Consider the following 23,655-nt stretch of genomic DNA (forward strand, 5'->3'; position numbering starts at 1 on the left):
AGCGTCAGTGCGCGACTGTACCCGGCATCACACGAACGGCCCAGAACTCCGTGCCGGATGATCTCCGCGACCCGGCGGGACCGGCTCGATCGCACGAGTGACACACCATTCCTCTGACTACGACGCGTGAGCAAGGCACGGGGTTGGCGCCGAAACGAGAACCGGGGCCCGCGTCGTGCGACGCGGACCCCGGTTCCGTCGTGCGGGCCGTGATGACGACGGCATCAGGCGGTAGCGACTCCGTCCTCCTGGGCGGCCTTCGCGACCGCGGCGGTCACCTCGGGGGCCACCCGCGGGTCCAGCGGGCTCGGCACGATCTGGTCGGCCGAGAGGTCCTCGGCGGCGACCGCGGCGATCGCCTCGGCGGCGGCCACCTTCATCCGGTCCGTGATCATGCGCGATCCCGCCTGCATGGCGCCCTTGAAGATGCCGGGGAAGGCCAGGACATTGTTGATCTGGTTCGGATAGTCACTACGCCCGGTCGCCACCACCGAAGCGTGCTTGGCGGCCAGGTGCGGGTGAATCTCCGGATCCGGGTTGGACAGGGCGAACACGATCGCGCCCTCGTTCATCGCGGCGACGTCCTCCTCCGGAATCTGTCCGGCCGAGACACCGATGAGCACGTCCGCACCCTTCAGCGCGTCGGCGAGCGAGCCGGTCACACCCGCGGAGTTGGTCTGCTCGGCCAGCTCCTGCTTGATCGGCGTGAGCTCGCCCCGGCCCGGGTGGATGACACCCTTCGAATCGGCCACGACGATCTCGCCGATCCCGGCGGCGTCGAGGATCTTCGCGCAGGCCACGCCCGCCGCACCGGCACCGGAGATGACGACCCGCTGCGACGCGAAGTCTCGTCCGGTGATCGTGCACGCGTTACGCAACGCCGCGAGCGCCACGACAGCGGTGCCGTGCTGGTCGTCGTGCATGACCGGGCAGTCCAGCGCCTCGATGAGCCGGCGTTCCAGTTCGAAGCAGCGGGGCGCCGCCACGTCCTCGAGGTTGACCGCACCGAACGACGGACGGAGTCGCACGAGCGTGTCCACGATCTCGTCCACGTCGGTGGTGTCGAGCACCAACGGGATCGAGTCGATCCCGGCGAAGGTCTTGAACAGCGCCGACTTGCCCTCCATGACAGGCAGCGAGGCGCGCGGGCCGATGTCTCCGAGACCGAGCACCGCAGTGCCGTCGCTGACCACGGCGACGAGGCCCGGCGTCCAGGTGTAGCGCTGGGCGAGGTCCTCGTCCGCGGCGATCGCCCGGCTCACCTTCGCTACACCGGGGGTGTAGGCGATCGAGAGCTCACGCTGCGAGGACAGCGGGGCGGTCAGACCGACGGAGAGCTTGCCGCCCTCGTGTGCGGCGAAGATCTCCTCGTCGCTGAGCTGCGGGGCCGGCTGCTGAGTCGGGGTGGTGTGGTCGTTCACGGTGGTCACGGCGTCCCTCCTGTAGCCATGGCCGTAGTACCGGGAAACAAGTCCGGTACGGGCGAAGCGGGCGGTGTGTAACCGCCCGGGCGACGGCACGTACGCCTACTCGTCATCGAGCGGTTCGTTCCATCGCACTGCCGGGTTCACGATCCCTGTGCGGACGATCCCGGCGGACGCTGCGGTCGGGACAGTTTGCCAGCCGCGGACGACGCTGTCTGCGACCGGGCTCACACTATTCGGGCAAACCTCGGGAATACCGGGAGAAATGCCGTGTACTGATTCGATTCCGTCATCAGTTGTCGCACTCGAGTGAACGATCACTCATGGGCCGCCGATGCCGTCGATCGCGCGTGCCGTCCGAACTTCTAAGCTTTCTCCATGCAGTCACGGCAGCTGGAGATCACCGGCGCGTTCGAGTTCACCCCGAAATCCTTCCCAGACCACCGGGGGCTGTTCGTCGCCCCCTTCCAAGGGGCGGTGTTCAGCGAGGCGACCGGGCACTCGCTGCGACTCGCGCAGACCAACCACAGCGTCTCGGCCCGCAACGTGGTCCGCGGCGTGCACTTCGCCGACGTTCCGCCGGGACAGGCCAAGTACGTGTACTGCCCGAAAGGCTCCCTGCTCGACGTGATCGTGGACGTCCGCGTCGGCTCGCCGACTTTCGGCACCTGGGAGGCGATCCGGCTCGACGCCCTCGAGTACCGGGCGATCTACCTGGCGGAAGGACTCGGCCACGCCTTCGCCGCGCTCACCGACGAGACGGTGATGACCTACCTGTGCTCCACCGCCTACAACCCGGCCGCCGAGCACGGGGTGAACCCGCTCGACCCCGATCTGGCCCTGCCGTGGGACCACCTGGACGCGGAACCGGTGCTCTCCGAGAAGGACCGGGACGCACCCGGGTTGCGGGAGGCTCGCGAATCCGGGCTGCTGCCCCGTTTCGACGAATGTATGGCGCGCTACGAACAACTCCGCAGCGAAGGCTGACGCGTTCAGAACTCCTAGCAGAAGGCCTGCTCGGTGGGTCGGGTGGCGGAACCTCAGCGCCTTCCTCGCTGCGGGATCGATTTCTTGAGTAGCCACCTACGCGGCGACATCGCTGTCCTCGCGAGGAAGGCGCTGAGAACCCGCGGGTGGTCCGGCTGCGTACGTGGTGACCGCTACTCGGGCTCGACTTCTCGGGTTGTTACCGCTTCTGGTAAAAAAGCTCACCCGTTCGGTAGCGAGATCAGTTGCCGCGCACGTCCTCTGCGAGCACTCGGGCCACATTGCGTTCGGCGAGCGCAGTGATCGTGACGAATGGATTCACGCCTGTCGAACCCGGGATCAACGCACCGTCGGTGACGTACAGCCCGTCGTAACCACGCACCCTGCCGTGGAGGTCGGTCGTCCTGCCGAGCACACAGCCACCGAGCGGGTGATACGTGAACGAGGACTCGAACGCACGGGTCCCACCGAACAGGTCGTGCCGATACACCGTTCCGTTGACCTGGTTGATCCGGTCGAACAGCGACCGCACCGCGGTCTCCGCGGGCGCCGCCTGCTCCGCGCGCCAGTCCAGCCGGGCCGTGTCCGTCGCGGCGTCGAAGGCGAACCGCGCCCGTTCCGGCGTCCGTGCGATCGCCAGGTACAGGCTCACCCACGTCTCCAACCCCGCCGGGATGGGCGCGATCTCGGCGAAAACCGGATGGTCGGGGTCGGCCGTGTTGTCGATGCCCATCGCCGGCATCGTCGACTGCTCGGCGCCGGTGGGATCCCAGACGTGATTCGCCCGGCCCAACATGACGTTGCCGTTGGGCCCCCATCCCTCGCCGAGCGACTCGTCGAGGTCCGGCAAGGCGCCCTGCTCTCGCGCGCGGAGCAGCAGTTCCGTGGTACCGAGGCTGCCCGCGCCGAGGAACAGGTGGCGGCACCGGATCTCCTTGACCGCGCGCACCTCGCCGAGCTCGTCGATCTGCTCGACCTCCACGGCGTAGCCCGCGCCCGCGGGCCGGAAGCTGCGCACCCGGTGCAGGGACTCGATCGTGACGTTGCCGGTGCCCAGCGCGGCGGGGAGGTAGGTCTTGTCGAGACTGCGTTTGCCGTAGTTGTTGCCGTAGATGACTTCGCAGTCCAGCGCCGACCGTGGCGCCTCGCCCGCCGTCTCGCGCTGCATGTAGTCGAAGTCGTAGACGCTGGGCACGAACGTGGTGGGGAACCCGGCGCGGTGCGCGTGGGCGCGCGAGACCCGCGCGTAGCGGTACGCCTCGGTGGTCTCGAACCACTCGGGATCGACGTGGTTCACGCCGAGTTCCCGGTTCGCCAGCGGAAAGTAGGTGCCGTACATCTCGTCGGCGTCGACCTCGGGCAGGATCCGTTCGAAGTAGTCGCGCTCCGGCACCACCGCCATACCGCCGTTGACCAGTGAGCCGCCGCCCACACCGCGACCCAGGTAGACGTCGATGCCGGGGTGGGCGACCCGATCGAGGACACCGGCGAACGGCGGCTCGATGTCCTTGTTGATCACGTCCAGCCACAGGAACGTCGCCAACGGCGTCTCGGTGCGGTCGCGGAACCACATCGACCGGTGGTCGGGCTCGAGCATCGAGCAGAAGATCTTGCCGTCCGCGCCTGCGGTGTCCCACAGCCCGCCCATTTCGAGCATCGTGGTGCGGATCCCGGCCTCGCCGAGCCGCAACGCGGTCGCCGCCGCTCCGTAGCCGGTGCCGACCACGAGCGCGGGCACGAAGTCCTGATCGCGCGCTTCTGCTCGAGCCGTGCCCACGCTGTGCAGCCCCAACGCTGCGGCGGACTGCAGTGCGGCGAGACCGAGAAGGCGGCGGCGGGAGAAGCGGGGTGAACGGATCATGCGTCCAGCTTGAGCCACTATGTCGATCATGGCGAGACCTTCGCGCGACATTCAGGTGAACGGCGTAAACCCCGACGGAAGGCGTCCCGGACGTGGCCAGAACCGCCACCGTGCGACACCGAGCACCTCGGCGGGCCCCAACTCGCGGGAATCGGTCGAGGCGCCGCCGTTGTCGCCCACCACGTGCCACCCGCTGCCGTCGGCATGCACAACCCGCTTCAACGACAGCTGAGCCGGACGGCTCGCCCACTGCACCAGTGCCACGTCCCCCGGGCGAGGACGGGCGCGGGAACGCACCACCACGACGTCCCGGTCGCGCAGCGTGGGAGACATCGAGCTTCCGCGCACGAGAACCCGGCGCCACGGCCACCGCCCCAACGAGTCCACGTCACGCAGCGTCCCACGCCGGGAACCGCCCGTGAGACGAACCGTCCCGTCGGGAGTAGGCTCGCCCCGTCGGAGCATTCACTGTCAAGGAGGACCTATGCGGCTACTGTCTCGCATCCTCGCGCCGCGCCTCGAAGCCACCGCGCACTGCGACCTGCCGTGCGGCGTCTACGACCCGGCTCAGGCCCGGATCGAGGCCGAGTCGGTCAAGGCCATGCAGGAGAAGTACCAGGACAGCGACGATTTCGAGTACCGCACGCGGGCGATCAACATCACCGAGCAGCGCTCGGAGCTCGTGAAGCACCATCTGTGGGTGCTGTGGACGGACTACTTCAAGCCGCCGCACTTCGAGAAGTACCCGCAGCTGCACGAGCTGGTCAACAAGGCCACCAAGGCCGCAGGCGCCACCGGAACCAAGGGCTCCATGGACCCGGCCACCGGACAGCAGCTGCTCGACTACATCGCCGAGATCGACAAGATCTTCTGGGAAACCAAGAAGGGCTGAGGTAGTCGGCTCGGTGGTGCCACCCTCGGTCGCACCACCGGCAAGCACGCGGACCGCATCCGGTCACCAAGCCGCCGAACACCGGCGCGTCGGACGACCGGATGCGGTCTTTGCGTGGGGCGAACGGCACTTTCGCCTCATCTCGCGAGGCGAAGGTGCCGTTCGCCTCGCCTATGGACGGCCGGTCCGGCGTGCAGCGCCGTCGTTCTAGCATGACCCGGTGCCAGAGCATCGGATTCATCTGCTGCGTCACGGCCCGACGGAGTGGTCACTAACCGGCCGACACACCGGACGCACCGACGTCCCGCTGACCGAGTCGGGCGAGGCTTCCGCTCGGCGCGCAGGGCGAACTCTCGCCGAGTTCGAACCGCTCGAGGCCACGGTGCTCACGAGCCCGCGCAGTCGCGCGACCCGGACCGCCGAGCTCGCAGGTCTCGCAGGGGCCGAGTCCTGGGACCTGCTGGCGGAATGGGACTACGGCGACTACGAGGGCCTGACCACCCCGCAGATCCGCACCGAGGTGCCGGACTGGACCGTCTGGACGCACCCGTGTCCCGGCGGCGAGACCGCCGCCGAGGTGGGCGATCGCGCCGACGCAGTGCTCGGTGAGATCGAGGCGCTGCGGCGACGGGGCGCTGTCGTGCTCGTGGGACACGGACACTTCAGCCGCGCTCTCGTCGCCCGCTGGCTCGGGTTGCCCGCAGCCGAAGGGGTCCGTTTCGCACTCGATCCCGCCGGCATCTCGGTCCTCGGACACGAACGAGGCGTGCGCCAGCTGACCCACTCGAACGTTCCGCCCGAACCACGACCGGCAGGAGCCCAATGACTCACCTGATCCGCCGCGCCGAACCGCGCGACGTGCCCGCGATCGTGACGCTCGTCCACGAGCTCGCGGCATACGAGAAGGCGCCGGACGAATGCCACCTCGTCGACGAACAGTTGCACACCGCGCTGTTCTCGGAGACTCCCGCGTTGTTCGGTCACGTGGCCGAAGTGGACGGTCGGCTCGAGGGTTTCGCGCTGTGGTTCCTCAACTTCTCCACGTGGCGCGGTGTGCACGGCATCTATCTGGAAGACCTGTACGTGCGGCCGGACAACCGGGGCCGCGGGCTCGGCAAGGCCCTGTTGCGCACCCTCGCCGAGGAGTGCGAGACGCGCGGTTACGCGCGCCTCGAATGGTGGGTGTTGAACTGGAACGAACCGGCGATCGAGTTCTACCGCAGCGTGCGGGCGGTGCCGATGGACGAGTGGACCGTCTTCCGGCTCACCGACGACGCGCTCGCCGAGTTCGGCCGCGGCTGAGCTGAGGGGCGTTTTGGAACTGAGGTGGGTGGTCCGGTACCGCCGCCCCAGTTCGCGCCTCGCGGCGTTGGGGTCCTCTTGAGTACCACGCGTACGCGGCGAGAACCCCTGCCTTGCGAGGCGCGAACTGGAACGCCGGAGCCCCTCACCGTGCCCCGGCTGATCACGTGTGACCGTGCCCTACGGGCACCAAGACAGTTCCCAAATGCCCTCTGAGCCTGCTATTTCGCGTTCAGGTCCGCGTCGGGTGCGGTGCTGCCGGTCATCGTCCAGGTTCGTGCGTCACGGCGGAACAGCAACCACAACACCACGATCGGCGTCACTGCGATCAGCATGCCGATCAACGCCCGCTCCGACGGCCCCAGCGCGTACCAGGCGGCACCGAGCAGCAACAGCTGCAACAGCAAGACCGGCGTGCGGGCCCAGTGCTTGCTCCGAGTCAGCCCGATCCCCGCCGCGAGCACCCCGCCGGAGAGCACGGTGAAGTAACCGGCTTCGCCGAACGTCTGCGCCGGGTCGAAGGCTCCGACGCCGCCGCCTTCCCCGGACAAGCCACGGGTCACCAGCGCGAGGACGAATGCAAGCCCGGCGACGGACTGGGCGATCGCCACCCACCCGGCCAAGCGCACGCTGCGCGGAGCGATTTCGGTGGACACGGCGCCGGTGCCTTTCCGTCTCGGGGCCAGCTCGGTAGCTCTGCCGAATCGTGGCTCATCTGTGTGGTCATCGCCCGAAGTACCTCACCCGGTTGAGTCATCAGGCCTTCGCGTGTGGTCTCGCAACGGAAGGTCGAACCGAACCGGTGCCGAGGCGACCTCCGCAGGGTACTGGTGCGTCCGACATGCTCTCCACCACGCCGCCGGCCACCCCACTTCCGCGGTGCGACCTCGGCCCATCACGTTCCGTACACGCGAGCGAGGTCAACACCGCCCGATCGACGCATGACAACCGGGCGGGCTCCCCGCGAGGATCGAGGCATGACCGCAGCAGCGACGGCGAGCACGGGCCTCGGGGTGTCCCGTTCCTCCGTCGCCGACGCGGTCGACGCCGAGTACGGACGAGCGCGCTCCGGGGTTGCGCGCGAACGCCTTCTCGGCGGCACGCGGGAGGACTGGCAGCGGCGCACCCGTTCGCAGGTGTCTCAGCCGCCCTGTTCGGGTCTCGAACCCGATCCCGCCCCCGGCTCCGCGCGAGCCGTTCGCCGACGACCGCCGACCAGCATGGGAGGCGCCACGCTGATCTGACGCACCGGAGCACCGCCGAGCGCTCGAACGCCCTCGCTTAGGGTGGGGGACGTGCGCGCCGTTCTCGTGGTGAATCCGCAGGCCACGTCCACCACCGAAGGTGGTCGTGACGTGCTGATTCATGCGCTGCGCAGCACGGTCAAACTCGACGTCGTGCAGACCGAACACGCCGGGCACGCCGCGGACGTGGCTCGCGACGCGACCCACGAGGGCGTGGACGTGATCATCGCGCACGGCGGCGACGGCACCGTGAACGAAGTGGTCAACGGCATGTTCGCGGGAGCCCACGCCACGGCGCGCGCAGGTGAGCTGCCGGTGCTCGGGGTGGTTCCCGGCGGATCGGCCAACGTCTTCGCCCGTGCCCTCGGACTGCCGAAGGATCCACTCGAATCGACCCACCGGTTGCTGCGCGCACTGGAGACCGGCTCCCGCCGGGACGTCGGGCTCGGCAGAGCCAATGACCGCTGGTTCACCTTCAACGCCGGCGTCGGCTGGGACGCCGAGGTGGTCGCCGAGGTCGAGAGGCTGCGTTCGCAGGGGCGCGAGGCGACCCCCACGTTGTACGCGAAAACTGCCCTGGCCTGCTATTTCCGGGTGCGCAAAGATCCACCGGCGATCACCGTGACCATCGACGGCGAAGAGCCCGTCACCGACCTGTACACCGCGTTCGTCACCAACACCGACCCGTGGACCTACCTCGGGTCCTTTCCGGTGCGGATGAACCCGGAGACCTCCTTCGACACCGGTCTCGGCATCTGCTCGTTGACGCACATGGGAACCTACGGTGTGCTACGTCACGTCAGTCAGATGCTGCGAGCGCGAGCGACGCCACACGGAAAGAACCTCGTTCGGCGTGCGGATCTGGCCCGGGTGCACGTACGGTGTGTGGAGCCGTTGCGGCTGCAGGTCGACGGCGACAACCTCGGTGAGTGCACGGCGATCGAGTTCGTCTCGGTGCCGAATGCCCTGCGGGTCGCTGTATAACTTTCGCGCAACGGAGTCGCACCCCCTCCGGGGCACCCCGGTGATCAATCGAAAGACCTGGTCATGGCCTGTCGATCTTTCAGGTGAGTTCCACCACCGATCGAGATCGAACCCTTGACATCGCGCGAGTTCGTGAAAGCATTCACAAGCACACGGACTCCGTGGCATTCACCCAAACACCCCGAACGAACGATCGGCACGCGTTGGCGTGCCTGACGAGGAGCTAAGGAATCATGGACTGGCGCCACCGCGCGGTATGCCGCGACGAGGACCCGGAACTGTTCTTCCCCGTGGGGAACAGCGGTCCTGCGTTGCTGCAGATCGCCGAGGCGAAGGCCGTGTGCCAGCGCTGCCCCGTCGCCTCCGAGTGCCTGGCATGGGCACTGGAGAGCGGGCAGGACGCCGGCGTCTGGGGCGGTATGAGCGAGGACGAGCGTCGCGCACTCAAGCGCCGCAACGCTCGGACCCGGGCTCGTACCAGCGCCTGAGTTCGCTCGTTCCGCTGACAGTACACAAGGGTGGCCGGCACCCCACCGGCCACCCCGTGCTGGTCTTCGGATCACGAGCACCGACACGGCTGACGCGTACACCAACCACCCCGACGAGACACCCCGGTCGATCAGCGTCGATGCTGGTCACGGTCGATCCCCGAACGTGGTCGACCGACACCGAGCCGATCGACCACGGCATGTCGCCGACGACGCGCCACGGGGATCATCGACGCACCCCGCGGCGGCGCAGCCTCAGCGGCGGTACTTCAGCGGAACCCGTAACACCGCTTCCGTGCCGCGCTGATCGCCGCGACCGCGCAAACTCAACGAGCCCCGGAGCTCAGACTCGACGAGGGTTCGCACGATCTGCAGGCCGAGACGTTCGGCGCGCTCCAGGGAGAATCCCGGTGGAAGGCCGCGACCGTCATCGACGATGACGACGTCCAGCCAGCGCGCCGAACGCTCCGCCTGCACCACGACTTCCCCACCGCCCTGGCCTTCCGGGAACGCGTGCTCGAACGCGTTCTGGACGAGTTCGGTCAGCACCATCACCAGTGGGGTGGCGAGTTCGGCGGAGACCACCCCGAACCGTCCTTCCCGCCGGACCTTCACTCCGCTCTCGGCGCCCGCGAGGTCGCTCATCATCGGGATCACCCGATCGACGACGTCGTCGAGATCGACCCGCTCGTCCACCGACATCGACAGCGTCTCGTGCACCAGCGCGATCGACGTGACGCGCCGCACGGATTCCTCCAGTGCGGCCTGCGCTTCGTCGTTGCCGCTGCGCCGCCCCTGCAGCCGCAGCAGAGCCGCCACCGTCTGCAGATTGTTCTTCACCCGGTGATGGATTTCCCGGATCGTCGCGTCCTTCGACATCAACGCCCGATCCCGGCGCTTGACCTCGGTCACGTCACGTACCAGCACCAAGGCACCCGCCGACTGCCCCCTCGGGTACAGCGGCAACGCCCGGAACAGCACGGTGGCGCCCTTCGCGTCGGCTTCCATCCGCATGCTCGGTTCCCCTGCGATCCCGTTGCGGATCCGCTGCGCCACTTCGTCGGCGTCGAACGGGTCCGACAACAGGGCCCGGGTGACTTGTGCGAGCTGGGCACCGACGAGGTCGGCCGCGTGGCCCATCCGGTGGTAGGCCGAGAGTGCGTTGGGGCTCGCGAACACCACGACGCCTGCACTGTCGACCCGCATCAGCCCGTCCCCCACACGAGGACTGGTGTGGACGTCCGGTGACGGCTCCGGAGTGGGAAACGTGCCGTCGGCGATCATCTGGCACAGATCGGCGGCGCTGCCGAGGTACGAGATCTCCAGCGGACTCGGCACGCGCGGCACCGCGAGGTTCGTGTCCCGGCTGAGCACGCCCACGACCTCGTCGTCGAACACCACCGGGATGGTCTCGCGCCGCACCGGCACGCCCTCGTTCCAGCGCGGGTCCTCTTCGCGGCAGACCCGCTGTTCGCTCACAGCGCGCCGCAGCTGCGGATGACCGGACAGCGTAGCTTCGCTGCCGACGGCGTCCTCGGGATGCGCGGTGGGCGCGGTAGTCGGGCGCGCCTGTGCGACGCACAGGAACCGTTCCCCGTCGGCGAGCGGAACCCACATCAGGAAGTCCGCGAACGACAGATCGGACAACAGCTGCCACTCGGCCGCGACGAGTTGGAGGTGGCCGGCGGCGCTACCGGACAGGCCGGTGTTCTCGGCGAGCAGGTCACTCAACGTCGACACGACGAACCTCCTGTTCGTACCGGACGCTCGTGATCATCGAGCCCGGGCGAGAGGCGCGGGTTCTCATTCGACGACGGCGATGAGATCGCCTTCCTGCACCACGTCCCCTGCCCGGACCGCGACGGTACTGACCTTGCCGTCGACCTCCGTGAGCACCGGAATCTCCATCTTCATCGACTCCAGCAGGACGAGCGAATCACCGTCGTGCACCGAGTCACCCTCGTGCACGGCCACGCTCATGACGTTCGCGACCATCTCGGCGCGGATCTCCTCGGCCAACAGTGCCTCCTCGTCGCGGCGGGTCCTACCACCGCGACGGGTCCTCCGGCTGCCCGGCGTCGACCCACCCCGGCGTTCGGCCTCAAGCAAACCACAGGCGGGCCGCCCGCCAGCAGCTGGTCACGTGCATGCCAGAATTGGGGCGGGTATACAGCCCGGTCGCCGCGCGAGCGCCTCGTCGGAGGCACCGTTGCGCGGACCGTGGCGTCGTGTCGACGCCTTCGCGTCGCCGAAGACCGCCGCGGCTCACCGGGCTCACCGAGCAGCCGAACCGACCAGTGAGGGAGGGGCCACCATGGGTAAGCGGGCCCGCAAGAAGAAGGACCGGCGCAAGAACAACGCCAACCACGGCAAGCGTCCCCGTTGCTGAACGCGGACAAGACGAGCTGAGCCCCGAACCACATCGGTTCGGGGCTCAGTCGCGTGCGGGGGTCATTCTTGTGAGGTCTTGGTCCGCACCTCGACGGATGTGCCGTCCGGTCCGTGCTCCACGGTGACGTCGGCCTGTTGCAGGACCGTTTCCCGGATCGAGCTGCGCAACCGGTCCCGCAGATTCGTGGGGGCGTGTTCGCCGCCGCACTTGCGGTGCAGCAGCTCCTTGAGGTGCTCCTCGATGCCGTAGCTCTCCAGGCAGCTGCCACACTCGTCGAGGTGGTGTTGCAGCATCTGCCTGCGTTCGTGATCGCACTCGTTGTCCAGGAACAACCACACTTCGGCGAGGACGTCGCCACAGGGAGTGTCGTGATGCTCGCCGCAGCTCATGACGTGCTCACCTCCGGTTCGGCTTCGCGGATGAACCCGCGATCCCGGGCGACGTCGGTGAGCATGCCGCGCAACTGCCTGCGACCGCGGTGCAGTCGGGACATCACCGTGCCGATGGGAGTGCCCATGATCTCGGCGATCTCCTTGTAGGCGAAGCCCTCGACGTCGGCGAGGTAGACGACCATGCGGAACTCTTCGGCGAGTTGCTGCAGAGCGTTCTTCACGTCGGTGTCCGGCAGCCGATCGAGTGCCTCCACCTCGGCGGACCGCAGACCCGTGGAGGTGTGGTTCTCCGCCTGGGCGAGCTGCCAGTCCTGGATCTCGTCGGTCGGCTGCTGCTGAGGCTGGCGCTGCCGCTTGCGGTAGCCGTTGATGTAGGTGTTGGTGAGGATCCGGTACAGCCACGCCTTGAGGTTCGTGCCCTGCTTGAACGTGTGGAACGCCGAGTAGGCCTTGAGGTAGGTCTCCTGCACGAGGTCTTCGGCGTCGGACGGGTTGCGGGTCATCCGCAGCGCCGCGCCGTACAACTGGTCGAGCAGCGGCATCGCGTCGCGTTCGAACCGGGCGGCACGTTCGTCGGGTGTTTCCTCGACCTGCTCGTCCGCTCCGGCCTGCTGCGGCGCCGGATCCTGCTGTTCGGTGTCGGCTGCACTGTTGACCTGCCCTGAGGTGCTCGGCACCGGGCTCCCTTCCCGCCGCCAGGACGTCGACGCAACTGACGGCGTACCCGCGTCGTCCGGCACGCGAGTCGCCGTCGAGGATACCCCTGCACTGCCCTGGTCACCTGTCGCGACGGGCGTCGGACGGGGCGCTGAAGGACCGGGCCGGTCGAGCACTGCGCACGTGTTGTCCGTCATCACGATCGCTACAACGCAGAAGGGTCACCTGCTATTCCCACGCGGCGGCCGGGTGCACGCCGTCTACAGTGCCGACATGGCTGGACAGGCGACACCCGCGACGACGATGCTGCGCAAACAGGGTGTTCGGCACGAGGTACACACCTACGAGCACGACCCGCGCGCGGACTCCTACGGCATGGAAGCGGCAGAGTTGTTGGCACAGCCGCCCGAGCGGGTGTTCAAGACGCTGGTGGCCGAAGTGGACGGTGCGCTCACCGTCGGCGTGGTTCCGGTCACGGTCCAGCTCGACCTGAAGGCACTCGCGGCGGCCGTGGGCGGCAAGAAGGCGAAGCTCGCCGACCCCGCCGCCGCCGAACGCGCCACCGGCTACGTCGCGGGCGGGATCGCTCCGCTGGGGCAGAAGAAGCGGCTGCCGCTCGTGCTCGACGACTCCGCCATGACGTTCGACACAGTGTTCTGCAGCGCCGGCCGCCGCGGCCTGGAGATCGAGCTCGCTCCCGGAGACCTCGTTCGGCTGGCCGCTGCCACCGTCGCTCCGATCGGCGGGTGACAGGAAGGGAACTTTCCTGTCACGCACGCACCGACGCCGCCCCTGCGGGCCCTTGGTTCACCGCAAGCGATCGCGGCGCACGCCTGCGAGCGCTGCCTGGGTGACAGCAAGGGAACATTCCGCGCACCAGTGACAGGAATGTTCCCTTGCTGTCAGAGGCGCCGGGCGGTGGAGCTGGGAATCCGCCGCCCGGCCACGTGAAATTTTGCGGGAAGCCTCAGAGGTCGAGTGCGCCGCCGGTGAGGTCGCCCGCGGTGTTCTCCAGGCCGCCGGTGACGTCCTCGACCGCGTTGACCGGGGCGGTCACACCGGTCTCGGGCATCACACCCTCGAGGGCACCGTCGACCGGCAGCTCACCGGTGACGTCCTCGACCGTGCCGGTCACACCACCGGTCACACCACCGAGGTCCTGCAACCCGCCGGTGACATCCCCGGCGCCGGCGAGGTCGCCGACCGTGCCCATGACGTCGCCACCCTGGACGGTGTCGGTCACGCCGCCGACGACGTCGTTGACGCCACCGAGGTCCTGCAGGCCGCCGGTGACGTCGCCACCCTCGACCGCGCCCTGCACGCCACCGACCACGTCGGTCACGCCGTTGCCGGCCACGTTGCCCACGTTGACGTCGCCCGGCTGGATGTCGCCGACCAGCCCGTCGACAGCGAACTCGTTACCCGAGCCGACCTCGTTGCCCGAGCCGACGTTCTGCTCGGTGTTCTCGGTGTTGTCGATGTCGGTGTTGGTCGTCTCCTCCGACTGGCTCGCCACGGGACGCATCGTCTCGTCGACGTCACCGGCCGCGGAGAAAATCTCAGGGGTAGGCACGTTGAATTCCCTCTCGTTCGCGTCGTCTGCCTCGAGTGGCGTCTCGAGTGGCATCGGGTAGCTCAACGCCACGTGCTGACTACCGGCGAGGGTGTCCACACCGGGCTGCACCGCACGCGGCGCCACGACGTCGTCGACCGTCAACTGATCCATCACCAGCCCCACGGCCTGCACCACCTCGCCCGCACTCATCTGATCGAGCCCCGCGCCCCGCAGAGACGCATTCGGATCCACACCGAACGCCGACTAGCACGCTCCGCATCGGACACGGCAGCTCAGCAAGACCAGAAACACACGGCACAGCACGCCATTTGCAGGGCGCTCATCGCTGCACCGAAAAGACTAGAGATCACGTTTGTCGGGGCGGTCGGGGATCTTCCCCTAAAGTCCGTGACTCTATTAGGGGAAATCGCGAGCTTCGCACTGAAACCGCAGGTGACGAAGCCGTCACAGGCAAAAGACGGGAAAGCTTCGCGCGAGGCTGTTGCGCACGTCACAGAACTGGGAAATCCCATCGAGGCGACGCTGAAAAAATCTTCGCACCGAGCCAATCCACAATCAACCCGGCTACGAACATTGCCTTTCGCAGGTTCGACGCCCGTTCTGTCAACGAGGCGGCTTGAAACGAGTCACGGCGCATGACCAGACCGGAGCGAACGGCACTTTCGCCTCACCACACGAGGCGAAAGTGCCGTTCGCCTCGTGCAGTTGCGAACGGGAGAGGGGCGAAGCGGCGGGCCGTGCGTCACGCGACGATGCGCAGCACCCTGTCGAGCCATTCGCTCACCGTGCGAGAAATTCCGTCCACATCGGACTTCAACGAGTGGTCGCCAGGGACCAACGCCACATCCCGACGGTGCGCGGACTCGGGACGCCCGAAAGCGTCCCGCTCGCCTTGCACCACGAGCGTCGGCACCTCGACTCCGTCCAGCTCGTCGAGCCGGGACTTCTCCGGCTTGCCCGGCGGGTGCACCGGGAAAGCAAGACAGAGCACGGCCGCGGCGTCGCCCTCCGCCGCGGTCCGGCACGCCACCCGCGCGCCCGAGGACCGGCCGCCGAACAGCAACGGCAGCTCCGGGAACCAGCGCCCCCCGAGGTCCTCGGCCACCGCGAGCCACGCCGCGTCCAGCTGCTTCGCAGGCGCCGGTGCTCGCCGCCCCGCCACCCGGTAAGGCTGTTCCACGAGCGCCACGTGCACACCCGCGGTCGTCGCCGCCCGCGTCGCGGCGACCAGATCCGGTGCGGCGACACCGCCACCCGCGCCGTGCCCGAGCAGCAACGCGGCCCGTCCCTCCTCGGCACAATGCAACTCCGCGCGGGCCGGGCCGTGCGGAGTGGGAACCTCGGCGGACGTCATGACTCGAACAACGCCGGCTGCGGCTCGACGGCCGGGGCGACGCGCTCCAACAGTCCGGGATGGTTGTTGCGGATGCTGTTCACCTCAGGTGAGACGGGGCGCAACTCCAGCTCAGTGAGCACCCCGCTGTCGACGCCGCTCAACAGCTCAGCGACGTCAGTACTCTCCGGATCGAGCCACTCCTGCCACCGTCGCCGCGGCAGGACCAGCGGCATCCGGTGGTGGACGTCGGCGAACTCCCCCACCGCCTCCGTCGTCACTACCGCACAGGTCACCAGCGGGGCTTCGCTGGCCTGCGGCCACCACGCCGAGAACACCGCCGCCATTCCCAGCGACGCGCCGTCGGACCGTCCGCACAGGTGCGGCTGCCGGGTCCGGTCACCCGGAGACCATTCGAACCACCCGGTCGCGGGCATCAGGCACCGCCGGTGGGCGACCGACTCGGCGTAGGCGGGCTTGGTCGTGATCGACTCCGCTCGCGCGTTGATCATCGGCGGGCCGCTCGTCGTGTCCTTCGCCCAGGTCGGTACGAGCCCCCAGCGCACCGGACGCAGAGTGCGTTCCCGGCCCCGCTGCACCACGACCGGGACCGTCCTCGTGGGGGAGACGTTGAAATCCGGCGCGACCTCACCCTCGGTGCGGTCGAACGCGTCGAACTCGTGCGCGAGCATCGCCGGGTCGTGCCGGACCGCGTAGCGACCACACACCACACTCACCTCTCGTGCCCGAACCCCTCGTCACGGACTCACTCGTCCAAAGGTACCGCCGCGGGCTCCGCCGACCGATCGTCGACCCGTTCCAGCAGCTCTGGACCGTCGTTGCGGACGTCGTTGACCGCCGTCGACACCGGCCGCAGCTCCAAGTCCGCGATCAGCTCCGGCGACGGCTCCAGCAGCGCCGAGACGTCCTCCCGTTCCGGGTCCAGCCACTGCTCCCAGCGAGCGGCAGGCATCACCAGCGGCATCCGGTCGTGGATCTCGGTCAACGGCTCCGCCGCGCCGGTCGTGAGCACCGAACAGCTCACCAGTGGCGGCCCCTCGGAGCCCGCCTGCCGCCACGTCGCCCAGATCGCCGCCAGCGCCAGACTCGACCCGTCGCCGTATGTCATGAAGAACGGCTGCTTACGCCGACCGTCCCGCCGCCACTCGAACCAGCCCTCCGCCGGAAGCAGACACCGGTGGTACTTGATCGCCGTTCGGAACGCGGGCTTCGAGGTGACGGTCTCCACCCGCGCATTGATCATGCGGTTGCCGACCGACGGGTCCTTCGCCCACTTCGGCACCAACCCCCACCGCATCACCCGCACGCTGCGTTCGGTCCGCGAGAGGTCGCGGACACCCTCGGCGTCGCGCGGATGGCGCTGGACGACGCCGTAGACCGGATCGGTCGGGGCGACGTTGTGGTCCGGGCCCGGCGCGTCCTCGCCGGTGGCGTCGAACGCGTCGAACTCCACGGCCAGCCGGCCAGGGTCTTTCACCGACGCATACCGTCCGCACATCGTGCCTGGTCACCTCCGTCGTCACCACCTGCGACCCCAGTATCCTGACACCCACCCCCGACAGCAGCGCCGCGTCCGCACGTGCGGAATCATGGAGGCATGACGCAGCTGTGGACCGCCCCGACCGCCCCCGGACCCGTGCAGGCGGTCGTCACGGTTCCCGGCTCCAAGTCGATCACCAACCGCGCACTGGTGCTCACCGCGCTCGCCACGGCACCGTCGACGCTCCGCGCGCCGCTGCGCAGCCGGGACACCGAACTCATGGCCTCGGCCCTGCGCGCGCTCGGCACCCGCATCGACGACACCGACGACGGGGGCTGGCACGTGACGCCCGCCGAGCCACACGGCCCTGCCATCGTCGACACCGGTCTCGCGGGAACCGTCATGCGATTCGTACCCCCGGTTGCGGCCCTGGCGACCGGAAACGTCGAGTTCGACGGGGACCCACGCGCCCGAGAACGCCCCATGGACACGGTCCTCGACGCACTGCGCACACTCGGCGCCGAGGTCGCCGGCTCGAACCTGCCGTTCACGCTGCACGGGACCGGACACGTGCCGGGCGGGACGGTCACCATCGACGCCTCCGCCTCCTCGCAGTTCGTCTCCGGCCTGCTGCTCTCCGGCGCCCGGTTCGACCGGGGGGTCACCGTGCTGCACGACGGGGAACCAGTGCCGTCCCTGCCGCACATCGAGATGACCGTGGCCATGCTGCGCGACGCGGGCGTGGTCGTCGACGACAGCGAACCGAACCGCTGGCAGGTGGCGCCGGGGCCGATCTCCCCGCGCGACGTCGACGTCGAACCCGACCTGTCCAACGCGACCCCGTTCCTGGCCGCCGCGGCCGCTACCGGCGGCAGCGTCACGGTCCCCGGCTGGCCCCGCCACACCGACCAGGCGGGCGACCGCATCCGGGACATCCTGGTGACCATGGGAGCCGAAGTGCGGCTGGACGACACCGGCCTCACCGTGCACGGCCCGGCCGAGCTCGGCGGCATCGACATCGACCTTCACGACGTCGGGGAACTCGCCCCCACCGTGGCCGCGCTCGCCGCGCTCGCCACGACGCCCTCACACCTGCACGGCATCGGCCACCTGCGCGGCCACGAGACCGACCGGCTCGCCGCGCTCGACGCGGAACTGAGCGCCCTCGGCGGGCAGGTCAGGCGAACCGACGACGGCCTGCGCATCACGCCGCGCCCGCTGCACGGCGGCACGTGGCACTCCTACGCCGACCACCGGATGGCCACCGCAGGGGCGATCCTCGGCCTCCGTGTGCCCGGCGTCGAGGTCGACGACATCGCCACCACGGCCAAGACGTTGCCCGACTTCCCCGGCCAGTGGTCGACGATGCTGCTGTCCCCCGCGGTCGGAGCCTGAGCATGGGCAAGCGCGGCTGGCGGGACCTCGACGAGTCCGACGTCCGGGTCCGACCTGGCCGACGAAGCAGCAGGCCGCGCAGCAAACGCCGCCCGGAACACGCCGACGCCGAGACCGCGATGGTCGTCGCTGTCGACCGCGGCCGCTGGACCTGCGCCGTCGACGGCGACCCCGAACGGCGCGTCACCGCGATGCGGGCCCGCGAACTCGGCCGCACCCCCGTCGTCATCGGCGATCGGGTCGGACTCGTCGGCGACACCTCCGGCGCACCGGACACCCTCGCCCGCATCATCCGCGTCCAGGACCGCACCAGCGTGCTGCGCCGCACCGCCGACGACACCGACCCGTACGAGCGAGTCGTCGTCGCCAACGCCGAACAACTCCTCATCGTCACCGCCCTCGCCGACCCGCCGCCGCGCACCGGGTTCGTCGACCGCTGCCTCGTCGCCGCCTACGCGGGCGGCCTGGAACCGGTCCTGTGCCTGACGAAGGCCGACCTCGCCGCCGCCGACGAACTGATCGCCACGTACTCCGCCCTCGACATGCCCGTGGTCGTCACCCGGATGGACACCGACCCGCAGGACGTACGAGACCGTCTCGACGGACGCGTCTCCGCGCTCGTCGGCCACTCCGGAGTCGGCAAGTCGACGCTGGTCAACCAACTCGTGCCGGACGCCGAACGGGCCACCGGCGAGGTCAGCGACGTCGGCAAGGGCCGCCACGTGTCCACCTCCGCGGTCGCCCTCGCGCTCCCCGGTCGCGGCTGGGTCGTCGACACACCCGGCATCCGCTCGTTCGGGCTCGCCCACGTCACACCCGACGACGTCACCGCGGCGTTCGAAGGATTCGCCGAAGCCGCCGAGGAATGCCCACCGAACTGCGGGCATCTGGGCGGGGACGACGACCCCGACTGTCACCTCGACACGTTCGTCGACGACGGACACGGCAGTGCGGAGCAGCTCGCCTCCCTCCGGCGGTTGCTGCTCTCCCGCGCGGGACGCTCCCCGGACGGCTGAACCAGCCGGAAACACCGCTGGCTGGTTGTGGTCAACGTGGCCGCGAGCCGCTGTGCCCGACGGCGGGCGTTGCTAACGTGGCCTGCGGACTCACCGCCCGGCAGCCTCTCCCGAGGAGCTTCCCGATGCCCCGAGCCCGAACCGCCTCCGCGGTCGCCGTACTCGCACTCGCCGCAGGTCTCGGGGCGTGCACCGCGGAACCGCCCCCACCACCGGCCGCCGAGGGGCCCGCGGCTCCCGCTCCGCCGGATCCGCGTCCGAGCGCCGCACCGCTGCTGCGGGACGTCCTCGGCGCCATGAACGAGGCGGGGACGGCGGAGAGCACGTTCCAGGGGCGGCTCGGACTCGTCGGGGAACTCGACGGCGAAGGTTCCGTCGACTACCGGCAGCCCGAACCGGAAGTCAGCTTCACCGGCACGACCCAGCCCGCGCCCGGGTACCCGGCCGAACCCGTCGAGGTCGTACTCGCCGACGGCGTCGGCCACCTCAAGTCGCCGCTGCTGATGCCCGAACCGGACAAACCGTGGATCGTCGTCCCCGAAGACGGTCCGGAGTTCACCGCACAGCTGTTCGGGCCTGCACTGCGACAGCTCACCGACACCGTCGACCCGCGAAGCACGTTCGGCGGCATCGAGGACGTCACCAAGATCGCCGCATCGCAGCCTGCGGAGGTCGATGGTCGACCCGCGACGCGCTACGACCTGGCTGTGCTCACCGCACCAGCCGCCGAGGCGGCGACGGATCCCCGCCAAAAAGAGCAGTTCCGGCGAGCGGCGGACGAGGGCACGCCCGAGCTGAACTACCAGCTGTGGGTCGGGCAGGACGGTCTACCACTGCGTTTCTCGACCGTGCAGGACGTCGACCAGACCGGCCAGGTCTCCCTGACGACGACGTACGACGATTGGGGCTCCGAGGTGGCCATCGAACCACCCCCACCGGAGCGGATCGGCGAGTTCCGCGACCTCCCACCGCTGGCAGCCCCGCCCCGCTGACCCCTCCGACTCGCGAACCTCGGGGGATACCTGGGGACTGCCGGGGCAGAGTGAGGGCTCCGGCGTTTGGAGTTCGTGACTCGCAAGGCAGGGGTTCTCGCCGCGTACACCGGGCACTCAAGAGGACCCCAACGCAGCGAGGCGCGAACTCGGGCGGCGGTACCGGACCACCCACCCAAGCTCTAAATGCCCTCTTACATGAGTTCGAGGAGAAACGGGACTTCCTGGGGGGCGTACCAGAGCAACTCGTGATCCTCCGCCTCGCCGAGGGTGAACTCCGCGTCGGCGTCCCCGAGATCGGCGGCGTCGACGACGGCAACGGCATCGCGGACGGCCTGCTCGGCGTCGGCACCGTCGACGTGAACCGCGGCGACCTTCTTCCACGGGACCGGGTAGGCGAGCCGCACGACCGCGTTGTCGAGGTCGGGCCGCAAGGTCACGTCGTCGATGTCCGCGGAGACCACCACGCGCCGCACGTCGGTCTTGTCGTCCTCCTCGAGTTCGGAGGCGATCAGCCGCAGACAGGCGCGGGCCGCTTCGCGCTGCGCCGCGTACTCGAGTTCCTCGGTGTCGCCGATGGCGTAGGACTCGCGCAGTGCCGGGGTCAACGCGAACGCCGTTCCGCTCAACGGCTGGAGACGCTGTTCGTCCACCAGCGAACGCAGCATGCGCATCGTCGCGGGTACGTAGATCCTCATCACTCGACCGTCCCCATCATCTCGTCCATCGACTCCCGGATCACCGCCGCGAGCACGTCCACATCGGACATCGCGTCGCGGTCCCCGTTGAGCCCGAAGTACATTCCGCCGTCGTAGGAGGTCACCCCGATCGTGAGCGCCTGGTTCTTCGCCAAGGGCACCACGGGGAACATCTCCACCATCTTCGCGCCCGCCGCGTACAGGGGCACCTGCGGCCCCGGCACGTTCGTGACGAGCACGTTGAACAACCGGTCCGACATCCCGTTGGCCACGCGAGCACCCAACGCGTGCAAGGTCGGCGGCGCGAACCCGGAGACCTGCACCAGGGCTTCGGCAGCCACGGAATGCCCGGACTCGGCGTGCGCACGCATCTGATGCCGGATGTGATGCAACCGCACCACCGGGTTCGATTCCCCCACCGGAAGGTCCACGAGATACCCGGACACGCGATTGCCGATCTCGCCGACCTTCCGGGCCCCGTTCTGCGGTGCCTCCTCGTCGAGGCGGATCGACAGCGGCACCATCGCTCGCACGGTCGTCGAACCCGTGACGACCTCGCCACGGGAGAGCAGCCAGTTCCGGAGCGCACCGGAGACGAGAGCCAGCACCACGTCGTTGACGGTGCCCCCGTGGGCCTGCCGAATGGCACGGAACTCGTCGAGTCTGGCCCTGGCCACCGCGAAGCGTCGTTGCGTCGAGGTCGGCACGTTCAGCGGTCCGCCCGGAGTAGGTGACGCGGCCGCCCGGACCGCCGTCGCCAAACCACCCACGGCGTTGACGACCTTGCCCGCTGTCGCGGTGAAGTCGAGCGCAGCGGAACGCACGTTCTCCACGATCTCGCCCGGGCGTTGAACCGCGTCGGTCACGGCCTCCATCACCAGGCCCACCGAACCCTGCTGCGGACGCGGCATCCACAGGTCGTCCTCGGGTTGCGTCTTCGGATTCGGCGCGACGTCGAAGATGACCTGTCCGATGTCGAGGGCACCGGTGCCGTCCACCATCGCCTGGTGCGTCTTCGTGATCACCGCGACCCGGTTCTTCGACAACCCTTCGACCAGATAGACCTCCCACAAGGGGCGAGTGTGGTCGAGCTTCCTGGACATCAGCCGGGCGGTGAGCTCGTGCAGCTGCGCGTCCCGGCCCGGTTTCGGCAGCGCGGAGCGGCGCACGTGGTAAGTGATGTCGAAGTCCTGGTCGTCGACCCACACCGGACGGGCGAGCCTGCCCGGTACCTGCACCACCTTCTGCCGGTAGCGCGGCACCAGCGAGAGCCGCTGTTCGATCAGCGACAGCACCCGATCGTAGTCGAATCCCGCACGGGGGCGGCGGAACAAGGCCACGCCCCCGACGTGCATCGGCGTCGTGTAGTCCTCGAGATACAGGAAGGACGCGTCGAGTGCGGACAGTCGATCGGACATGCCCGCGATACTGGCACACGATCGGTATCCCGCGACGACCCGAACCACCCTCGGCTCTGTGCCGTGCCGCAGCAGGCCCGTGTGACACTGGCCGGGTGCACACCGACGTTTCCCCGAAGGACAAGTTCGTCACCGTCTATGGGCGCAAACCCGTCCTGGAGGCGTTGCACGACTACGACCTCAGGGTGGACAAAGTCGTCATTGCCGAAGGTCTGCGCGGCCCTGCGGTGACGGAGATCAAGGAAGCCGCAGGCGACCGTGCCGTCAAGGTGCAGCGCGCCAGCGCCCACCGAGTCAAGGTGCTCGCGGGCAACGGTCGCCACGACCAGGGTGTGCTCGCCGACGTCGTCGCCCGCAGGATGCGGCCGTTGCAAGACGCACTCTCCGACCCCGCCACCGCGCCGCGTACCGTGCTGCTGCTCGACGGAATCACCACACCGGGCAACGTCGGGATGATCCTGCGCACCGCCACAGCGGCGGGCATCGACGGCGTCGTCGTGCCGCATCGGGGAGTCGCGACGCTCGACCCGCTCGTCATCAAGGCCTCGGCCGGAGTGGCGTTCCACGCACCCGTGCTCCGCTGCACCACCGCCGGCGACGCTGCGGAGCTGCTCTCCGACGCCGGGTACCCGCTCTACGCGCTCGACGCGAAGGGCCGGCGGGACTTGTACTCGGCGGAGCTCGGTCCTCGGTCTGTTTTCGTCCTGGGAAGCGAGACCGCCGGACTCTCCGGGGATGTCCGGGCACGCATCGGAGAAGACGTCAGCATCCCGATGTGTGGCGGAGTCGAGTCATTGAACGTGGCCAGCGCCGCCGCGGTCGTGTGCTTCGAACTCCAGCGCCGCATCAACACCATCGGATGATGATGCAGACCGGCATTCGTGGGTGTGTGCATAAAAAAAGGGCAGTGCGAGGCTGCCGTGGTCGGCTGCCCCGCACTGCCTTCTTTGGGTGGAATGTCGGCGGTGTCCTACTCTCCCACACCCTGTCGGGTGCAGTACCATCGGCGCTGGAGGGCTTAGCTTCCGGGTTCGGGATGGGTCCGGGCGTTTCCCGCTCCGCTATCGCCACCGACACACTCAACACCACCCCCGGCAACCCCA

General features: G+C 68.9%; 27 protein-coding genes and 1 rRNA gene. 13 read left to right on the forward strand and 15 right to left on the reverse strand.

The window, feature by feature from the left end:
- Positions 1-224 precede the first annotated feature (224 nt).
- On the reverse strand, positions 225-1,430 hold the full coding sequence (locus GIY23_RS18555; protein ID WP_187351933.1) for an NAD(P)-dependent malic enzyme: 1,206 nt from the start codon (positions 1,428-1,430) through the stop codon (positions 225-227).
- Between the two features lie 372 nt (positions 1,431-1,802).
- Between GIY23_RS18555 and GIY23_RS18560 the strand changes: the two genes are divergently transcribed.
- Positions 1,803-2,411, forward strand: a complete 609-nt coding sequence (locus GIY23_RS18560; protein WP_154077833.1) for a dTDP-4-dehydrorhamnose 3,5-epimerase family protein — start codon at positions 1,803-1,805, stop codon at positions 2,409-2,411.
- Positions 2,412-2,652: 241 nt separating this feature from the next.
- Here GIY23_RS18560 and GIY23_RS18565 read toward each other — a convergent pair whose 3' ends face one another.
- Positions 2,653-4,272, reverse strand: coding sequence for a GMC oxidoreductase (locus GIY23_RS18565; protein WP_154077834.1), 1,620 nt, complete (start codon positions 4,270-4,272; stop codon positions 2,653-2,655).
- 51 nt (positions 4,273-4,323) lie between these two features.
- Complete coding sequence (locus GIY23_RS18570) at positions 4,324-4,659, reverse strand: S26 family signal peptidase (protein ID WP_154077835.1); 336 nt, start codon at positions 4,657-4,659, stop codon at positions 4,324-4,326.
- Between the two features lie 97 nt (positions 4,660-4,756).
- Between GIY23_RS18570 and sodN the strand changes: the two genes are divergently transcribed.
- The 3 genes from sodN (at position 4,757) to GIY23_RS18585 (ending at position 6,466) form a co-directional block, all read left to right on the forward strand.
- Positions 4,757-5,164: a superoxide dismutase, Ni gene (gene sodN, locus GIY23_RS18575; protein WP_154077836.1), complete on the forward strand. Its 408-nt coding sequence runs from the start codon at positions 4,757-4,759 to the stop codon at positions 5,162-5,164.
- Positions 5,165-5,384: 220 nt separating this feature from the next.
- Positions 5,385-5,990: an acid phosphatase gene (locus GIY23_RS18580; RefSeq protein WP_154077837.1), complete on the forward strand. Its 606-nt coding sequence runs from the start codon at positions 5,385-5,387 to the stop codon at positions 5,988-5,990.
- Positions 5,987-6,466 (forward strand): GNAT family N-acetyltransferase, encoded by a 480-nt coding sequence (locus GIY23_RS18585; RefSeq protein ID WP_187351934.1) that lies wholly within the window; start codon positions 5,987-5,989, stop codon positions 6,464-6,466. The genes GIY23_RS18580 and GIY23_RS18585 overlap by 4 nt, the downstream gene beginning before the upstream one ends.
- Positions 6,467-6,687: 221 nt before the next feature.
- Here GIY23_RS18585 and GIY23_RS18590 read toward each other — a convergent pair whose 3' ends face one another.
- Complete coding sequence (locus GIY23_RS18590; protein ID WP_154077838.1) at positions 6,688-7,122, reverse strand: hypothetical protein; 435 nt, start codon at positions 7,120-7,122, stop codon at positions 6,688-6,690.
- Positions 7,123-7,443: 321 nt separating this feature from the next.
- On the opposite strand from GIY23_RS18590, the gene GIY23_RS18595 reads away from it, so the two are divergent.
- The 3 genes from GIY23_RS18595 to GIY23_RS18605 all read left to right on the forward strand — a co-directional run bounded on the left by GIY23_RS18595 (position 7,444) and on the right by GIY23_RS18605 (position 9,182).
- Positions 7,444-7,710, forward strand: a complete 267-nt coding sequence (locus tag GIY23_RS18595; RefSeq protein WP_154077839.1) for a hypothetical protein — start codon at positions 7,444-7,446, stop codon at positions 7,708-7,710.
- Between the two features lie 51 nt (positions 7,711-7,761).
- A complete protein-coding gene (locus GIY23_RS18600; protein WP_154077840.1) occupies positions 7,762-8,694 on the forward strand; it encodes a diacylglycerol/lipid kinase family protein in 933 nt (310 codons plus the stop codon).
- Positions 8,695-8,927: 233 nt separating this feature from the next.
- Positions 8,928-9,182 (forward strand): WhiB family transcriptional regulator, encoded by a 255-nt coding sequence (locus GIY23_RS18605; RefSeq protein ID WP_154077841.1) that lies wholly within the window; start codon positions 8,928-8,930, stop codon positions 9,180-9,182.
- A gap of 255 nt (positions 9,183-9,437) precedes the next feature.
- Here GIY23_RS18605 and GIY23_RS18610 read toward each other — a convergent pair whose 3' ends face one another.
- Positions 9,438-10,922 (reverse strand): PAS domain-containing sensor histidine kinase, encoded by a 1,485-nt coding sequence (locus GIY23_RS18610; protein WP_154077842.1) that lies wholly within the window; start codon positions 10,920-10,922, stop codon positions 9,438-9,440.
- A 63-nt stretch (positions 10,923-10,985) separates the two neighbouring features.
- Positions 10,986-11,201 (reverse strand): biotin/lipoyl-binding carrier protein, encoded by a 216-nt coding sequence (locus tag GIY23_RS18615; RefSeq protein ID WP_154077843.1) that lies wholly within the window; start codon positions 11,199-11,201, stop codon positions 10,986-10,988.
- A gap of 295 nt (positions 11,202-11,496) precedes the next feature.
- Here GIY23_RS18615 and GIY23_RS23440 point away from each other — a divergent pair, with 295 nt between their 5' ends.
- Positions 11,497-11,571, forward strand: a complete 75-nt coding sequence (locus GIY23_RS23440; protein WP_407646879.1) for a 50S ribosomal protein bL37 — start codon at positions 11,497-11,499, stop codon at positions 11,569-11,571.
- A 62-nt stretch (positions 11,572-11,633) separates the two neighbouring features.
- Here the strand turns inward: GIY23_RS23440 and rsrA are convergent, their stop codons facing one another.
- Together rsrA and GIY23_RS18630 are read right to left on the reverse strand one after the other, a co-directional pair.
- On the reverse strand, positions 11,634-11,963 hold the full coding sequence (gene rsrA, locus GIY23_RS18625; RefSeq protein ID WP_154077845.1) for a mycothiol system anti-sigma-R factor: 330 nt from the start codon (positions 11,961-11,963) through the stop codon (positions 11,634-11,636).
- Positions 11,960-12,643 (reverse strand): sigma-70 family RNA polymerase sigma factor, encoded by a 684-nt coding sequence (locus GIY23_RS18630; protein ID WP_228717381.1) that lies wholly within the window; start codon positions 12,641-12,643, stop codon positions 11,960-11,962. Before GIY23_RS18630 ends, rsrA begins: the two co-directional genes overlap by 4 nt.
- 253 nt (positions 12,644-12,896) lie before the next feature.
- Between GIY23_RS18630 and ybaK the strand changes: the two genes are divergently transcribed.
- Complete coding sequence (gene ybaK / locus GIY23_RS18635) at positions 12,897-13,373, forward strand: Cys-tRNA(Pro) deacylase (RefSeq protein WP_154077847.1); 477 nt, start codon at positions 12,897-12,899, stop codon at positions 13,371-13,373.
- 217 nt (positions 13,374-13,590) lie between these two features.
- Here ybaK and GIY23_RS18640 read toward each other — a convergent pair whose 3' ends face one another.
- From GIY23_RS18640 to GIY23_RS18655, 4 genes are all read right to left on the reverse strand, one after another.
- Entirely contained in the window at positions 13,591-14,388 is a 798-nt protein-coding gene (locus GIY23_RS18640; protein ID WP_154077848.1) for a hypothetical protein, read from the reverse strand.
- A 553-nt stretch (positions 14,389-14,941) separates the two neighbouring features.
- Positions 14,942-15,553, reverse strand: a complete 612-nt coding sequence (locus GIY23_RS18645; RefSeq protein ID WP_154077849.1) for an alpha/beta hydrolase family protein — start codon at positions 15,551-15,553, stop codon at positions 14,942-14,944.
- Positions 15,550-16,260 carry an SOS response-associated peptidase gene (locus GIY23_RS18650; RefSeq protein WP_154078963.1) on the reverse strand — a complete coding sequence of 237 codons (711 nt, stop codon included), beginning with the start codon at positions 16,258-16,260 and terminating at the stop codon, positions 15,550-15,552. The genes GIY23_RS18645 and GIY23_RS18650 overlap by 4 nt, the downstream gene beginning before the upstream one ends.
- Positions 16,261-16,298: 38 nt before the next feature.
- Positions 16,299-17,051, reverse strand: coding sequence for an SOS response-associated peptidase (locus GIY23_RS18655; protein ID WP_154077850.1), 753 nt, complete (start codon positions 17,049-17,051; stop codon positions 16,299-16,301).
- 99 nt (positions 17,052-17,150) lie between these two features.
- Between GIY23_RS18655 and aroA the strand changes: the two genes are divergently transcribed.
- The 3 genes from aroA (at position 17,151) to GIY23_RS18670 (ending at position 20,436) form a co-directional block, all read left to right on the forward strand.
- Positions 17,151-18,428: a 3-phosphoshikimate 1-carboxyvinyltransferase gene (gene aroA / locus GIY23_RS18660; RefSeq protein ID WP_154077851.1), complete on the forward strand. Its 1,278-nt coding sequence runs from the start codon at positions 17,151-17,153 to the stop codon at positions 18,426-18,428.
- A gap of 2 nt (positions 18,429-18,430) precedes the next feature.
- Positions 18,431-19,444, forward strand: a complete 1,014-nt coding sequence (gene rsgA / locus GIY23_RS18665; protein ID WP_154077852.1) for a ribosome small subunit-dependent GTPase A — start codon at positions 18,431-18,433, stop codon at positions 19,442-19,444.
- 125 nt (positions 19,445-19,569) lie between these two features.
- Positions 19,570-20,436 (forward strand): hypothetical protein, encoded by an 867-nt coding sequence (locus tag GIY23_RS18670; protein WP_154077853.1) that lies wholly within the window; start codon positions 19,570-19,572, stop codon positions 20,434-20,436.
- Between the two features lie 194 nt (positions 20,437-20,630).
- On the opposite strand, the gene GIY23_RS18675 is transcribed toward GIY23_RS18670, so the two are convergent.
- On the reverse strand, positions 20,631-21,134 hold the full coding sequence (locus tag GIY23_RS18675; RefSeq protein WP_154077854.1) for a DUF6912 family protein: 504 nt from the start codon (positions 21,132-21,134) through the stop codon (positions 20,631-20,633).
- Positions 21,134-22,552, reverse strand: coding sequence for a WS/DGAT/MGAT family O-acyltransferase (locus GIY23_RS18680; RefSeq protein WP_154077855.1), 1,419 nt, complete (start codon positions 22,550-22,552; stop codon positions 21,134-21,136). Before GIY23_RS18680 ends, GIY23_RS18675 begins: the two co-directional genes overlap by 1 nt.
- 95 nt (positions 22,553-22,647) lie before the next feature.
- Here GIY23_RS18680 and GIY23_RS18685 point away from each other — a divergent pair, with 95 nt between their 5' ends.
- Positions 22,648-23,415, forward strand: coding sequence for a TrmH family RNA methyltransferase (locus tag GIY23_RS18685; RefSeq protein WP_154077856.1), 768 nt, complete (start codon positions 22,648-22,650; stop codon positions 23,413-23,415).
- Between the two features lie 94 nt (positions 23,416-23,509).
- Here the strand turns inward: GIY23_RS18685 and rrf are convergent.
- Positions 23,510-23,627: ribosomal RNA gene (rrf, locus tag GIY23_RS18690) — 5S ribosomal RNA — on the reverse strand.
- Between the last annotated feature and the right edge of the window lie 28 nt (positions 23,628-23,655).

This window comes from Allosaccharopolyspora coralli (genome assembly GCF_009664835.1).
Lineage (GTDB): Bacteria > Actinomycetota > Actinomycetes > Mycobacteriales > Pseudonocardiaceae > Allosaccharopolyspora > Allosaccharopolyspora coralli.